We start from the raw sequence: 15,569 nt of genomic DNA, 5'->3' as shown, positions 1-15,569 counted from the left end.
TTACTATTTTTTGAATGAAGTTGGAAACATTTTTATAATATCTTTGTTTGCGTTTTCTATTACTCCTTGAATATATTCAAAGGTCATAGCAGTATAACCAATATCTTTGTCATTCTTTCCTCCAGTATTATTCAAATCTTCTGGCGACCTATAAAAAGAAAAGGGTAACGTATGTAGATAACGAGAAAAAATTTGATAATGCAATCTATAATCAGAAACACTTGCACCTAGCTTTTCAACAATAGAATCCTGACTACAATATAGAACCTTTTTTCCTTTAAAAAAATCTGTTTTTTGTTTTTCTGTAAATGTATTAAAAAAGTTGTTTTTTAACAAATTCTTCTTTATTTCATTAGCTTGCTCTCTAAATTCAAAAATATCATTATTGGGTTTTTGCTCTATTTTTTCCAGCGTTTGAAAAAGCTCAATTCTTGATATGCAATCATGTAATTGTGTTAAAAATAATCTTGCCTGCCATTCATCGTCAGAAATTTCTTCAACAGAAAAATAATACATAAATAAATAACACTCTAAAATATTCCTAGCAATACTTGCTATAGAAGCAAAATCATAATGTTCATGGGGTGATAGTTCTTTTGGTGCAAGCTTTAAAAGGCTTGTTGCTAGCACAGTAATTCTTGTAAAAAGCACAGTAGCATATGCTCTGCGAGGTGTTTCAAGAATTCCCGCCACAGATTTAGAAGTTATTATTGCCTTTTTTACTGAGTTATCAAAATCTTCGTAAGATTTGAAATACCATTTATTTAATTCTAAGCGATTCATAGTACATATAAAATAGCATTTTTATTAAAAAATCAATAATAAGACTTCGTTCTTCCTATATTCATAATTATTATATTTTCAAAATAAGAATTTTCTGTATTTCCTTTCCTCAAGTATTACCCTTGACCTAACTATTGAAGTCAAAAAACCTTCAAAACCCCTGTAGATTAAAGATATTATCGAGGGAATGATTTGAAAATTACTCACGCAACCCATTTAGAGGATTAGAGGTTTTTATAAGAAATTAGGCAATAATAGAAATTTAGAACCAAATTTAAGAAACTTCAAAATGCCACAAACAAGGCTAAACCTGCCACTCACACGGCACAACAACAAACTGAGATTTACTAGAAAAATATAAAATGGTGGTGGATTGTTAACTTATCTCGGAAGAATATCAAATTATTTTTACTCATTGAACCTGAACCCCATAAGGCTGTCTTTGGGGTCTTGGTCTTTAAGTGTTAAACGAATAAAGCTATTAACATCAAACTCGCTACTGAAATCACCCCTAGGTAGTGCGTCCGAGTTAAAGGTACAAATATATTGGAAACCACTTTCACATGCTTTCCGATGTACATGCTCCAAAGCCTGTGCAGTTTGTCTTGAGTCCACGCCATCAAAGATGGTGCTATCATGTACCAAAAAATTAATCAGACCACGTTTAGCAAATAAGTTTACCAACATTAGATCATAGCAGAAGATTTTCATTTTGCCGACGCCTTCGCTACTACTACGAGGTATCTCAACATCAAAGCTATAGCCATTATCTGATACGTTAATGATCAGATTCCCAGATTCGTTATAAAGAGCCTGCGAATTTTCATTAAAACCTACAACCGCTTTTTCCCAATCTGATCTTGATTGTTCGTAATCTCTCTGAAGTTTGGTTTCTAGTTCAATTTTCTCGGCTTTAATTTCTTTCTTCCGAGACGACATCTCTTGGATATCTGAAATTCGCTGACGTATATTCTCAAGCCTTGCCTTCTTTACTAGAAGCTGCTCTTGCAGAAGAGTAAATTCTTCCAATGCGCCATGAGTGCTCAAAACGGACATTATTTCCGCTCGTTTAGAAGTATCAGATTTAACGGCATTATCATTTTGTGTGATTTGATTTTTTAGTTCTTCAATCTCAACCTGTAGAAAATGTTTTCTGTTTTGTACTATATCGTTATGAAACTTCTTGGCTTCCGCGAGAGTTTTTTTAACGGTATCCCCAAATGTTAGCCCCGCTTCCTGATAGAGTATTTCAACATCAGAAAGATCTGGAGCTTGCTCAGAGTGAACGGACTCCTGATAGCGCTCTAGCTTTCTACGAAGCATGAGGTTCTTATTAGAGACATCGTGAATGCTGCGAGTTATTATGTTTGCTTGCTCTTGTAGCCGCTGATATTGCGGATGCACTTTAAACTCAGAAAGTGCGAATCTCTCTCTATCGAATTCTATCTGTAATCTAACACGCTCCGCTTCAAGTTCGCCCTTAGAAGAGACAATGCCAGTTTTGACAGCGGTGTTTAAAGAATTTGCGGCGCTATCCTTATCTTTTATTATCTGGACATCAGATGCATGTTCCCAATTTAGACCAAGCAGAAATGCATTACATACTTGCGTGTTCCAAGTTTTTTGTGATCTAAAATAATTAAAGGGTGTGCTGTAAGCATCTATTCCTGTTCTTATGAAATAGGAGACCAAACTTCTAAAAGAAGGGGCATATTTTGTTCGGCTAGTGCTCGACAAACCAAAATGACTTATACCCAACAAACGTCTCCAGTCTTCCAACTTGTAAAAATCAAATCCTTGGTCTTTATCTTTTTCTGGAGCTATTGGGAGTCTCTCCAATTTACCATTAACCTTGATAATTCCATGATTTTCTATGCTTCTTGAGGCAGTAATTTTCTCACCACACACATCCATTTCAATAAAAAATGTCCAATCTTTTATTGTGTCCAATGGAAGAATCTTTTTACTTCTTTTATTAAAATCAGCTCCCAAGCAAAAATGAATGATGTTGATGAGGGTTGTTTTGCCCAGCCCGTTTCTGGAATCCTTTTTATCAGACTCACTTTTTTTATCCGCCAGTATAATGTTTAAGCCGCTCTGAAACTCAACGGCTTTGAACCTAGGGTCACTTGCATATATGCGATAAATCATGCTGCCACCCTCGCTATTTTGTCGCTTTTAGTTTCAACAAGCCCAAGCAGAAACAGTAAGTCCAAGCCCAACACGAATCTTTCAAAATTTCCGATATTCGAAGCGGATTTCACTTCATCCCAGAGACTAGACAAAGTTTTCTCAACAGTTAAATGTTTCAGCAACAAAGAACCCACACCGATAAGTGTTTCATGTTCACGAAGGTATTTGTTTGGAAGAATCATTTTTCAAACACCTCACATAAATGGAACAAATACGTCAGTATCGCTAGGCTCGCCGCCTGCTGTTTGAAATCTTGCTGTCCTGACTTTGCAAATTCAAACATTGCCATAAAGAGGGCGTCGCCAGAGAAAGATTGCCTTAGCTCTGAATACTTCTCCTTAAATCCATCTTTGAGTCGCTCTGGAAATTTAGCATCCAGTTGTGATGCCTTTACTAAATAATCACTAACCTCAGAGCTTCTACTGAGACCCGTGGATATTAGTGCTCGGACTTCTTGGGTTAACCCATTCTTCTGAATTTTCTCTTCTGGACTGATAACGTGAAAATCCCCACTCACAAAATGCTGCCCTGAAGCAATCGCTTTTGCAGAAATCTCAAGCTCTGAAAAACTTACTTCTGACATGCTCTCATCAAGCCGTTCTGAAACCCATGCCTCGTGAGATTTTTTTATTTCTATTAATTTTTCTGCGGGATAATCAGCAATCTGCTTATCAATTTTTGTATGACATGTTGGGCATAGATACATCAAATTGTCATAGTGATTTCTGCTATCATCCGTCATTTCATTTTTGTAACGGGCAGAACTTTCTTTTTCACCGTAAATATGAGCCGCCTCGCCAATTACTACAGCGGCACTTTTAACACCATCGCACGTAAGATTGGCTCTGCATTCAGGAAGAGCACAGCGTTCCCCGCTTCTCATCGCAAGAAGAAGTTTGGTTGAGTAAGAAGCACTCATTATAAAAAATAAATTGATGAGTAATTTGTTAAAGATATAATGTAGCCAATATTTATAATGAATGTAAATATTTATTTACAATATTTTATGCAATCTATTAATTTATCTTGATTAATGTGAATAAAAAGCTGGGAAAATTAGAAAGGGTTGAGTTGCGTAATATATGGAGCACCGAAGATGGTGACTTCACCCCTTGGCTTGCGAAAAAAGAAAATATTGAAATTCTTGGTGATGCAATTGGTATTGAGCTAGAAGTTGAAGCTCAAGAAAAAGATGTTGGTCCGTTCAGGGCAGATATTTTATGCCGCAATATTGCGGACGATTCTTTTGTTTTGATTGAAAATCAGATCGAGAAAACTGATCATAAACATCTTGGCCAGCTTTTAACTTATGCCGCAGGTTTGCAAACTGTAACCATCATATGGGTTGCTTCAAAGTTCACTGAAGAACATCGCGCTGCTCTTGATTGGCTTAACGGAATAACCAGCGAAAATTTTAGATTCTTTGGCTTGGAAGTTGAGCTTTGGCAAATTGATGATTCAGCACCAGCTCCGAAATTTAACATCGTTTCTCAGCCGAATGATTGGTCAAAATATGTAAGTTCAGCGGCTAGAAATATTAGTAATGCTGAAAATTCTGAAACCAAACAGATGCAATTTAGATATTGGACGAAGTTTTCAGAATATTTAAAAGAAACAGGCTCAAAAATGAAGCCTCAACGCCCTGGTTACCAGCACTGGTTGACTTTTACCATCGGTAGAAGCCACTTCCATATCAATGCTCTATTGAGCACCAGAGAGGAAAGAATTGGCGTTGATTTGTATTTAAGTGAGCCTGAATATGCCAAGCATTTCTTTAATGTTTTAAAGGAAGAGAAAGAGAAAATTGAAGCGGAAATTGGTTCTGCGTTAGATTGGAAAGAGCTTCCTGAAAAAAGAGCTTCTAGAATCATTTTAATATCTGATATGAACCCATCAGATGAGTCAAATTGGAACAGTCAGTTTAAATGGCTGAAAGACACTTTAGAAAAGTTTGATTCAGCATTTAGAAACCGAATTAAAAATCTTGAATATCCTGATTAGGAAGATGTTTTAACTACAGTTTTGATATTTATAACTTCATCCAGTTATAATTTAATATTAAAAAAGTTGACATATCTGATAATATGTAGTGTTGATTGGTTATATGAATTTTAAAAAATACATAAAGTCAATTTTTTACATTGCCTTGGTTGCACTTGTGTTAACCAGCACTCAAGGTTATTTTGAGGCTTTTAAATCTCCTTGTAAAAATTGTCATCATTCTGAAAAAACACAAAAAAATAAGTATTCTGATAATTTAAAAACCACTTCAAACCATCACAAGCATAGTAAATCTGATGATTGTTGCGACCAAAATTGTCATTGTTGTCATCATTCGCATTCCGTTCTTTCTTTCAATAATTTGAATGCGTTAAATTTTAGTTTTTTAGACGCTAAATTTGTAATTTACCAATCTTCACAAATTACAAAGTTTAAATCATCTCCCCTTCTTGAGCCACCTTCTATTTCTTAAAGCAAAATAAAACAGCCTTTTATATCCTCCTATGGAGGCATTACTTTTGTGTTGTTTTTTCAATTCTATTATTAGCTTTAAGAAATTATCTAAATGAAAAATACAAAATTATTACTTAGTGCATTGGTTTTTACCTGCACTACTAGCCTCGTTGGCAATATTGATGTTAATGTACTTGCAAAGTCAACTAAAAATACAAAATCAGAACAGGTAAAAACTAACCACCTTGGCTTAAAACAAATTGTTGAAAAGGTTTTAAACAATTCTCCTGCATTAGAGTCTGTTAGATTTGAAGCTTTAGCAAGCGAAGGTGATTATAAGCAATCTAAAAATTATGTTAACCCACAAGTTACCATTGAAGCTGAGGATTTTAGTGGAGATGGTGTTTATAGTGGGTATGATTCTGCACAAACCACCTATGGAATTTCGCAACAAGTTTTAGTTGGCGGAAAGTATGGAGCTAGAATTGATGCTTCAAAACAGGCTGTAAAACTAGCATATAATAAGTTTGAAATTACAAAACTAGAGTTGATAAAGGCTACTAAAACCGCTTATGCAGAAGCTATATTTGCAAGTGAAAACTTAAAGATTGCAATAGAGCAAAAAAAATTAGCTGAGCAGGTTTTGGCAAATGTTACTAAAAGAGTGAATGCTGCTGCTGAACCAGCATTTCAGAAAAGCAAGGCTGAAGTTGCCTTAGCAAATGCAAATATTCAGCTGCAAAAAGCAGAACAAGAAGCTAAAATTACAAAAAATAACTTGGCAAATTTATGGGGGAAAAACCAAATTGACTTTGAATTATCTGATAACGATTTTTGGAATTATGATGAGATAGAGAAAATTAACCCAGAGGAAGTTTTAAGTATTATTGAAAAAACTCCGTATAATATAGCTTTAGAAAATTCTTCAAAGCAAGCAAAAGCCAATTACCAGCTGGAGAAAGCAAATGCAATTCCAGATCCTACAATAAGCTTGGGTATTAGGCAATTCCAGCAAACAGATAATCAGGCTTTTATTGCTGGCTTATCAATTCCCATACCTATTTTTAATCAGAATAAGGGAAATATTATCAAAGCAGAAAGTCAGTTAGAGCAAACGAATAAGTCTAATGAAGCAACTTTGGTAAGTTTAAAAAATGAGTTTATCAATTCTCTTAATTTGCTTGAGGTTGCAAATTTACAAATTCAAAATTTTAAGAATCAAGTTTTACCCTCTGCAGAAAAAGCCTTTAATCAAACCAGAGACGGCTATAACGCAGGAAAATTTCCGTATTTAGAAGTTTTAGATGCTCAAAGAACCCTTTTTGAAGCAAGGTATAGTTATAATTCTGCTTTGAAAGAATATCATATTCAAAAAGCAAATATTGAAAGATTTTTAACAAAATAAATTACAAAAACTAGAGGATATATGAAAAATAAAATTTTATTACTATCAATAGCACTAACTTTAGCTGGTGGTTACATTACCTATGATTATTTAGCTCATCATAAAGAATCGCATTCGGAATCTGGTCATCACGATGAACATGGGGGCGGTCATGACGAGCATGGCGAAGAAGGGGGTGAAAAGGAATTTGAAAAGGGAGTTCATGGCGGAAGGTTACTTGAAAAAGATGATTTTGCGATTGAGGCAACTATATTTGAAGATGGTATTCCACCTGAATTTAGGTTTTACGCTTATGATGATGGGCAGTTGCTAAACCCGAAAGATGTTGAGTTAAATGTTGAGCTTACAAGGCTTGGTGGGAAAAAAGATAATTTTACTTTCTTGAAGGATAAGAAATTTTTCAAGAGTAATGAGGAAGTAAAAGAACCTCATTCATTTGATGTAAAAGTAACCGCAAAATATGATGGGGAAACTTACGAATGGAAATATGACTCACACGAAGGCAGGGTTAAAATAACCGAGGAAGCAGCTAAAAATCTTGGAATTGAAATTGAGAAGGTTGCCCCTGTAAAAATAGAAAAAACTATTCCTTTATATGGGATAATTAATCTTGATCCCAACAAATCAGCGCAGATAAAAGCAAGATTTTCAGGTGTTGTAAAAGAAATAAAGAAAGACCTGAATGAACCTGTAAAGAAAGGTGATGTTTTAGCGATGGTTGAGGGTAATGATAGCTTGCAGATTTATCCTGTTACTGCACCTATTGACGGAGTTATTATTGAAAGAAATGCTAGTGTTGGCGAAGTAACCAACGACTCACCACTCTTTGTAGTAGCAAATTTATCTTCAATGATGGCTGAATTTAGCGTTTTTTCAAAAGATGTTGAGTCAATAAAAAAAGGGCAAAAAATTTCCATTCAAAGTAAGAATAAAAAATACAATGCTGAATCAACTATTACAGCAATCTTACAAACAACCGAAGCATCAAGTCAAACAGTAGTTGCTAGAGCTTTTATTGATAACACTCAAAATTTTTTCAGAAGTGGAATGAGCGTTAAGGCGCAAGTTATTATTGATGAAAAAGAAGTGCCTTTAGCAGTCAAGATTTCGGCATTACAGAAGTTTAGAGATATGGATGTAGTATTTGCCAAAGTAGGTGAAACCTATGAAGTCAGAATGCTTGAGCTTGGAGAAAGAGGTAATAATTATGTGGAAGTTTTAGAAGGTATTGAAAGCGGCGATGATTATGTCAGTAAAAACAGCTTTGTAATAAAGGCTGATATTGAAAAAGCTGGTGCAAGCCATGACCATTAAGCCATCAAACCATTTAAAACCTTAAAAATATTTTTATGATAGAAAAAATCCTAAAATTTTCACTGCAAAACAGGTATCTGATTGCATTAATAACGGCTGCTGTTGCTGGCTTGGGCGTTTATTCACTTGGTAATCTACCCATAGATGCAGTACCAGATATTACCAACAAGCAAATTCAGGTTAATACGGTAGCCACTGCTTTATCACCTGTTGAAATTGAAAAACAGGTTACATTTCCAATAGAAAACGCTTTAGCTGGAATACCTGGATTAGAAAGCACAAGGTCAATTTCCAGAAATGGATTTTCACAAGTAACGGCTATATTTGAAGAGAGTATAGATATTTACTTTGCCAGAGCGCAGGTAAATGAAAGGCTTTCGGAAGCAAAAGAATCATTACCGCAAAATGTTGAACCTAAAATGGGAGCAATAAGCACAGGGCTTGGCGAAATTTATATGTGGACTGTTGAATATAAAAATCCAAAAGGCAAAGGTGCTAAAATAAAAGAAGGTAAAGTTGGCTGGCAAAAAGATGGGAGTTATTTAACCCCAGAGGGTTCTAAGTTAAAATCTGATTTAGAACGGGCTTCATACTTGAGAACAGTTCAGGATTGGATAATCAAGCCACAGTTAAAATCAGTTAAGGGTGTGGCTGGAATTGATACGATAGGCGGATATGCAAAACAATATCATATACATCCATCACCTGAAAAACTGATTGCCTTGGGGCTTTCATTTGCAGATATAGTTAATGCACTTGAAAAGAACAATCTCAGTATTGGTGCTAATTATATTGAAAATAACGGTGAGGCTTATGTTGTTCGCTCAGACGGAAGGATACAGAATATTGAACAAATTGGTAATATCGTTATTGCCTCACATAAAGGTTCACCAGTTTATTTAAGAAATATTGCGGATATTTTAATAGGTAAAGAACTTAGAACAGGATCGGCAAGTGAAAATGGCGAGGAAGTGGTTGTTGGAACTGCTTTGATGCTTATAGGAGAAAACAGCAGAACTGTCTCACAGGGAGTTGATGAAAAAATCACCCAAATTAATAAATCATTACCAGAAGGTATAGTAGCAAAAACTGTTCTTAACAGAACAAAACTTGTAGATGCAACTATAAGCACAGTTCAAAAGAATCTGGCTGAAGGTGCTTTGCTTGTGATAGTAATTCTATTCTTGCTACTCGGTAACATAAGGGCGGCATTAATTACCGCCCTTGTTATACCTATTTCAATGTTAATGACCTCGATAGGGATGGTTAAGCTAAAGATCAGTGGAAACCTGATGAGTTTGGGTGCTTTGGATTTTGGTTTAATAGTTGATGGTGCAGTTATTATAACTGAAAATTGCCTGCAAAGGCTTGCTGGAAAACAACATGAATTAAACAGAAACCTGAGATTATCTGAAAGGTTGAACGAGGTAATGGTTGCAAGTCGTGAGATGATAAAGCCATCTGTATTTGGTCAGGCGATAATCATAATGGTTTATATACCGCTACTTACTTTTACAGGTGTTGAAGGCAAAATGTTTGAGCCTATGGCACTAACAGTAATTATTGCATTAATTGCTGCCTTCATACTTTCTTTAACTTTTATTCCAGCAATGATAGCAATTTTTGTAACAGGTAAAGTTGAAGAAAAAGATAGTAAGATAATTGAAAGGTCAAAAGACCATTATTCAAAATGGTTAAGGCAATCGTTACAGAACCCAATTAAAACCATCATAATATCATTCGGGGCCTTCTTTGTTTCATTGATTGTATTTTCTTTTATGGGCAGGGAATTTATCCCAACCCTTGATGAGAAAGATATAGCAATGCACGCAATGCGTATCCCTAGCACTTCGTTAACGCAATCGCAAGAATTGCAGTTTGAAGTTGAAAAAGTAATCAGCAAAGTTCCAGAAGTAGCTTTTGTATTTTCAAAGACAGGAACGGCAGAAATGGCAGCAGACCCAATGCCAGTAAATGTTTCTGATACATTTATAATTCTAAAACCTAAAGATGAATGGCAAGACCCATCCATGCCTAAAAATAAGATAATTAAAAAAATTCAAAAAGTAGTGAAGCAAATTCCTGCTAACAATTATGAATTTACCCAGCCTATACAAATGCGATTCAATGAGCTTATTTCTGGTGTTCGTAGTGATATTGCCATAAAAATTTATGGTGATGAGTTTGAAATTCTTGAGCCAAGTGCTGAAAAAATCCTGAATATAATCAGTAAGATTGAAGGGGCTGAAGATGCTAAAGTAGAGCAGACATCAGGCTTACCAATGCTGGAAATCAATCTGGATAAAAAAGCAATTTCGCAATATAGTTTAAATCCTTCTGATGTCCTTGATGTTATATCAATTGCAATTGGTGGAAAGGAAGCCGGTATTGTTTTTCAAGGTGACAGAAGGTTTGATATTATGGTCAGATTGCCTGAAAACCTTAGAAACGATATTGCGGCTATTGGCAATCTTCCTGTAATGCTTCCAAAAGATGATAATGATGAAGGTTTTGGAATTGTAAGCCATCAACGCCCTAATTTTATTCCTCTTAAAGAAGTTGCTGAAATCAAGGTTACTAAAGGTCTGAATCAGATAAGCAGGGAAAACGGTAAACGCCGTATCGTTATTCAGGCAAATATCAGAAACCGAGATATAGGCTCTTTTGTTGAAGAGGCTCAGGAAAAACTTGATAAACAATTCAAAATCCCTGCTGGTTACTGGATTGAGTGGGGCGGACAATTCAAAAATCTGGAAACAGCTACTAAAACATTGTCAATTGTTGTTCCTGCCTGTTTCTTTTTAATTTTCTTACTGCTTTATTCTGCTCTTTCATCAGTAAAACAGGCTTTGTTAGTATTTAGTGGAGTTCCTTTGGCACTCACAGGCGGAATTTTAGCTTTGTTCCTGCGTGGTATGCCATTTTCAATATCAGCCGCTGTTGGCTTTATTGCGCTTTCAGGTGTGGCGGTTCTTAATGGTCTGGTAATGATAACAAAGATCAACCAACTTGTAAAAGAAGGTATTGAAGAAACTAAGGCAATCTTTGATGGGGCTATATCACGCCTGAGACCAGTAATGATGACAGCCCTTGTTGCCTCGCTTGGTTTTGTACCAATGGCAATTGCGACAGGTTCAGGTGCAGAAGTCCAAAAACCTCTGGCAACAGTAGTGATAGGTGGATTAATAACTGCAACAATCCTGACCCTATTTGTATTACCTGCCATCTACAAAAGATTCAATCTAGGGAAATCCATTTTGAATACGAATGAAGAGGATTAATCGCTATAAAATTATCAACAACTAAATCAATAGAGACCATGAAAAAACTTACAATAGCATTACTAGCTGCAACCGCACTCACTTCATTTCAAGCAAATGCTCAAGAAATGAAAATGAATCATTCAAAAATGCAGATGCAGCATGAAGTGCAAAAAAATAGCATTTCAATGAAGCTGGAACCTCAAGATAAACTTGAAATTGGTAAACCAACTGAAATTCTTGTTAAACTTGCTGAAATTGATGGTGGCAAACCAGTAGGTGCGGATGATTTAAAGATTGCTCATACTAAAAAATTACATCTTTTAATCAATGATCCATCACTTGGCGGTTACCAGCATATTCACCCAACACCAACTGAAAATGCTGGTGAGTGGACTTTTAATTTTATACCAACCAATTCAACTTTTTATAAGGTTTGGGGTGATGTTCTACCAATTAAAACAAATACTCAGGAATATGCTGTTGCAACGATGGGAAGTGAGCCAGAGCAAGCAGTAGCGATTGACAAAACTCTTACAAACGAAGCAAATGTTGATGGCTATAAGTTCAAATTATCATTTGAAGGTGATGTAAATTCAACCTCTGCAACAATGGGTAAAATCTTAATTGAAGATGCAAACGGCAAACCAGTTACTAACCTAGAACCTATTATGGGTGCTTTTGCTCATATTGTTGGGTTTAGTGATGATTTTAAATCTATTGTGCATATTCACCCAATGGGTAAAGAGCCAGAAAAACAATCAGAGCGTGGCGGACCAGAACTTTTATTCCATGCTATACCAAAAACATCTGGTTTTATGAAACTTTATGCACAAGTGAAAATCAACGGCAAAGAAATCTTCGCCCCTTTCGGGGTTGAGGTAAAATAACAAAAATCAATTTCTAAAGCTTGATGTCATTGGAGATTTAATTATGAGCGTTCATTGTTGTGATATCGAAAAGCAAAATCAAGATAACAAATACCTTAGTATATTATGGATGTGCCTTATTGCTAATGCAGTAATGTTTGTTGTGCAGATAATAGCAAGCTATATTGCAGGCTCGGTTTCGTTATTGGCAAACTCTTTGGATTTTTTATCTGATGCAGTCAATTATGGTATCAGTATTTTTGTGCTTAATAAGGCATTGAATGAAAAAGCCAAAGCATCTATATTTAAAGGAGTTTCCCTTGGGTTAGTAGGGTTATGGACAGCTTTTGAGACAGTCCATCATGGGTTAGAGCCCAATATTCCTAAAGCCGATATTATGGCTTATATCAGTGTTATAGCTTTAATAGTAAATGTTATATGTGCTGTTCTATTATATCGCTTTCGTAAGGGAGATAGCAATACTAAATCTGTATGGCTTTGTAGTAGAAATGATGCGATAGGCAATATTGCTGTTATGGTGGCAGCATTAGGGGTATTCTCTCTAGATAGCGCCTATCCCGATATTATTGTAGCTACTATTCTTGCTTGGCTAGCACTCTCTGCGTCTTGGCAGATTATTGTTTCCGCAAGAAAGGAATTAAAAGACTCAACAAGTAAATCTAAAAACGAAAAGTAGATATGGAATTTACAATTAAAGTGATAGTTAGTGCCTTGGTAATTGCCTTAGCATCAGAGGTGTCTAAAAAATCTGATATTTTATCAGCTTTAATTATTAGTTTGCCTATATCATCAATAATTGCAATTTGCTTTTATTATAATCAATCTGGAAGCCTGAAAGAAGTAGCGACATATGTAACCTCAATATTATATTTAGTTATTCCATCTCTAATATTTTTCTTATTATTGCCAGTTTTATTAAATTACGGAATTAATTTTTACTTAAGTCTTTTTACATCTTGTTTAATTACGGGATTATCGTACCTCTTATTTATAAAAATAACTGGTATTAAAATTTGATAAATATAAGTTAACTATCCCTTTGTTCTGCACAAACCATGAATTTTCGTTTTTTTGTTTTGAAAGTGCCAATCCATAAAACTGATTTTGCGATGTCTTTTTTCTCAATTAAAATATCGTAGTTTGGCAGTTTTGTTAGTTTTGTAAGCTGTTTAAATTCTGAGGTTTTCATTTTAACTTCGTTCAAATTTTCAGAGCGGCATTTTGAAATTGATTCCTCAAAAATGCAGAGCAACGCCTCAATCTGTGCCGCCCTGATTTTACCAGCCTTGGTGTTATCTTCAGCAAAACCTTTATAAATAATTTTTGTATTTTCCATGCTGTCCCCCTTAGTTTTTTGCGTTTGCTAAGCCAGCTTGGTAAGCCGCCTCAAGTGCCGCTTGGATATTCAAAACCCCAACGCTGTGGAAGTCTAGACTATCTGATTTTCTTTCAACTAAAGTTTCAATTCCAAGGTGGTCTTGTGCAATTTGGGTAAAAATTTCAGCCTTGGTTGGTAGTGTGCTTTTGCAAACGATGCCTGTCGCATCTTTGATGGCGTTTCTAAAGCAATCATTCCAACCTTTGTCAGCCACCAATTTTTTCAAGTGCTTGCTGATGCTTTGTTTTGTGATGCCTTCTTTCATAAAGCTAAGTTCATCTGCAAGGTGTCTGCCAAAGCGAGCATCTAAAACATCTCTGGCTTGCTCTGGTGTTAAACCAAAATGTTGACTCAAAAATTTTGAGGTTTCGTTCCAAGTTAATTCAACATCATATCCGTTGCGTTCGCTTGTTCCCCAAAATCCCCATTCTTTGTTGTTGCTTGTTATTGGTTTGTTTTTCATAAGTTCTCCTAATTGGTTACAACCCAATGAATGCTTCAATTTCAGAGGTTATCCAGTTAATTAGAGCGATGTTTTTATTATAATAAGTATAGCGACCTTTCTGCCGCTCTACGCCTGATAAGCCCGCCAAGTTTCTTGCCGTTGGCCCATACCCATTTTAGGAATTCATCAGCGGCTTCTTCGTGCTCATAGCGGTTGATTTTCCTGCGAAGGGTTGAGCGTTGGAGTGCACCACCACCAAGGTTAAAGGTAAATGAAACCAGTGCATCAAATTGCCCATCAGTTAATGGAATATTGATAAGCCTTAAAACCGATTTACTGGCGCTGGCAACATCTGCTTCTAGCAAATTTAGAGCCTGAGCTTGATTGATACCTTTGGCAAATTTTTCTCGCTCATTTTCCAATACTACATGACCATAGCCGATAGTTGGATATCCAGCTGGGCAGATGTAAATTAATGGCGCAAAGCTCTCAAAAGATTTTATAAGCTCTAAACCTTGATTGGTAATTTTTCGCATAGGAATAAAAAAGCCCCTATAAAGGGGCTTGAGGTTTTTGATGTTGTTGATATTAGCATTTTTCTAGGTGAGCGTAGATTTCTAAAACTTGCTCACCATTTTCAAAAGTGCCTTTCCAGTAATCTTGCTTTGCTGATGATTTGCTAAGTGTTAAGGTGAAGTCACCCAAACCAGCTTTTTTTGCATCATCAAAATCACAAAGTTTAAATTCTGCACTTCTTGCCAAAGTAGCTGCAAGAGTTTTTACTGCGCTAAAAAATATGTTTAAAAACACATTTTGCTCTTCCTTGCTGCAGTTGCTGTTATCGATATTTAAAATTTTGCATTCATAAAATAACTTGCTCATAATTTTACCTTTTTTGTTGTTAGCACCAAAGCGGTGTACCACCATGAATGCTTCAATCTTGATGCTTATCAACCTTATAAAAGAGCTAGTTTGCTTATGTTTTAACCAGTCTCATTATTGATACTGCGTATGGCACTACTGCGTAGGGCTATTTCCCCCTAATCTTATTCATTGCCCGTTGACCATAGTAAAAGCTGATGATGCCAGCGAAGATGGCTTGGTCTTCTTCAGTCCATAATAACCAAGGCATATTGGCGTTATATTGCAGAATTTTAACGCCAGCATAAAGCAAGAAAAAGCTGTAAGCGATAACAGGGCGAACAGTTCCATTTAGCGCATCAACCCAAGTGATGTTTGTTAAATAGGTTTTGTATATCGCGGCACTTTCGGCAATATCAGCGTTGGCGTTAATTTCTGCAAGGCGTTCGGTGTGTCCTTGCTTTTGATGCTCCATCTGCATTTTAAGCAGAATAAGCTCGTGTTGTTTATCAGATCTATCTTTCCAGATTTTTATAAATTCAGGAAAAGCAGAACCTAAAAAGCCAAGTAAACTTGCAAATATTGT

At 35.7% G+C, this 15,569-nt stretch carries 17 protein-coding genes; 8 read left to right on the top strand and 9 right to left on the bottom strand.

Going from position 1 to position 15,569, the window contains the following annotated elements; genetic code table 11:
- Positions 1–3 precede the first annotated feature (3 nt).
- The 4 genes from SFT90_06590 to SFT90_06575 form a co-directional block, all read right to left on the bottom strand.
- Complete coding sequence (locus tag SFT90_06590; protein MDX1950147.1) at positions 4–783, bottom strand: DUF5677 domain-containing protein; 780 nt, start codon at positions 781–783, stop codon at positions 4–6.
- Positions 784–1,191: 408 nt separating this feature from the next.
- Positions 1,192–2,934, bottom strand: coding sequence for a DUF2326 domain-containing protein (locus SFT90_06585; GenBank protein MDX1950146.1), 1,743 nt, complete (start codon positions 2,932–2,934; stop codon positions 1,192–1,194).
- Positions 2,931–3,158 carry an ABC-three component system middle component 6 gene (locus SFT90_06580; protein ID MDX1950145.1) on the bottom strand — a complete coding sequence of 76 codons (228 nt, stop codon included), beginning with the start codon at positions 3,156–3,158 and terminating at the stop codon, positions 2,931–2,933. The genes SFT90_06585 and SFT90_06580 overlap by 4 nt, the downstream gene beginning before the upstream one ends.
- The gene (locus tag SFT90_06575) at positions 3,155–3,895 is read right to left on the bottom strand and encodes a hypothetical protein (protein MDX1950144.1); all 741 of its coding nucleotides are present in this window, start codon (positions 3,893–3,895) and stop codon (positions 3,155–3,157) included. Before SFT90_06575 ends, SFT90_06580 begins: the two co-directional genes overlap by 4 nt.
- A gap of 116 nt (positions 3,896–4,011) precedes the next feature.
- Between SFT90_06575 and SFT90_06570 the strand changes: the two genes are divergently transcribed.
- The 8 genes from SFT90_06570 (at position 4,012) to SFT90_06535 (ending at position 13,316) form a co-directional block, all read left to right on the top strand.
- A complete protein-coding gene (locus SFT90_06570) occupies positions 4,012–4,977 on the top strand; it encodes a DUF4268 domain-containing protein (protein MDX1950143.1) in 966 nt (321 codons plus the stop codon).
- Positions 4,978–5,080: 103 nt separating this feature from the next.
- Positions 5,081–5,449, top strand: coding sequence for a hypothetical protein (locus tag SFT90_06565; GenBank protein MDX1950142.1), 369 nt, complete (start codon positions 5,081–5,083; stop codon positions 5,447–5,449).
- A 93-nt stretch (positions 5,450–5,542) separates the two neighbouring features.
- Complete coding sequence (locus SFT90_06560; GenBank protein MDX1950141.1) at positions 5,543–6,835, top strand: TolC family protein; 1,293 nt, start codon at positions 5,543–5,545, stop codon at positions 6,833–6,835.
- A gap of 21 nt (positions 6,836–6,856) precedes the next feature.
- Positions 6,857–8,149 (top strand): efflux RND transporter periplasmic adaptor subunit, encoded by a 1,293-nt coding sequence (locus tag SFT90_06555; GenBank protein MDX1950140.1) that lies wholly within the window; start codon positions 6,857–6,859, stop codon positions 8,147–8,149.
- Positions 8,150–8,184: 35 nt separating this feature from the next.
- Complete coding sequence (locus SFT90_06550; GenBank protein ID MDX1950139.1) at positions 8,185–11,430, top strand: CusA/CzcA family heavy metal efflux RND transporter; 3,246 nt, start codon at positions 8,185–8,187, stop codon at positions 11,428–11,430.
- A gap of 38 nt (positions 11,431–11,468) precedes the next feature.
- The gene (locus SFT90_06545) at positions 11,469–12,299 is read left to right on the top strand and encodes a hypothetical protein (protein MDX1950138.1); all 831 of its coding nucleotides are present in this window, start codon (positions 11,469–11,471) and stop codon (positions 12,297–12,299) included.
- Positions 12,300–12,342: 43 nt separating this feature from the next.
- On the top strand, positions 12,343–12,975 hold the full coding sequence (locus SFT90_06540) for a cation transporter (GenBank protein MDX1950137.1): 633 nt from the start codon (positions 12,343–12,345) through the stop codon (positions 12,973–12,975).
- 2 nt (positions 12,976–12,977) lie between these two features.
- Positions 12,978–13,316 (top strand): DUF3147 family protein, encoded by a 339-nt coding sequence (locus SFT90_06535; protein ID MDX1950136.1) that lies wholly within the window; start codon positions 12,978–12,980, stop codon positions 13,314–13,316.
- Positions 13,317–13,326: 10 nt separating this feature from the next.
- Here SFT90_06535 and SFT90_06530 read toward each other — a convergent pair whose 3' ends face one another.
- From SFT90_06530 to SFT90_06510, 5 genes are all read right to left on the bottom strand, one after another.
- Positions 13,327–13,635 (bottom strand): hypothetical protein, encoded by a 309-nt coding sequence (locus tag SFT90_06530; protein ID MDX1950135.1) that lies wholly within the window; start codon positions 13,633–13,635, stop codon positions 13,327–13,329.
- A gap of 10 nt (positions 13,636–13,645) precedes the next feature.
- A complete protein-coding gene (locus tag SFT90_06525) occupies positions 13,646–14,140 on the bottom strand; it encodes a helix-turn-helix domain-containing protein (GenBank protein ID MDX1950134.1) in 495 nt (164 codons plus the stop codon).
- A 77-nt stretch (positions 14,141–14,217) separates the two neighbouring features.
- Entirely contained in the window at positions 14,218–14,658 is a 441-nt protein-coding gene (locus SFT90_06520; protein MDX1950133.1) for a lysozyme, read from the bottom strand.
- Between the two features lie 52 nt (positions 14,659–14,710).
- Positions 14,711–15,004 carry a hypothetical protein gene (locus SFT90_06515; protein MDX1950132.1) on the bottom strand — a complete coding sequence of 98 codons (294 nt, stop codon included), beginning with the start codon at positions 15,002–15,004 and terminating at the stop codon, positions 14,711–14,713.
- Positions 15,005–15,152: 148 nt separating this feature from the next.
- Positions 15,153–15,569: hypothetical protein (locus SFT90_06510; protein MDX1950131.1), on the bottom strand; the 417-nt coding region annotated here is incomplete at its 5' end.

This window comes from Rickettsiales bacterium, assembly GCA_033762595.1.
GTDB lineage: Bacteria > Pseudomonadota > Alphaproteobacteria > Rickettsiales > UBA8987 > JANPLD01.
Note: the sequence above shows the minus strand (reverse complement) of the source record. Positions and strands in the feature narration are given on the sequence as shown.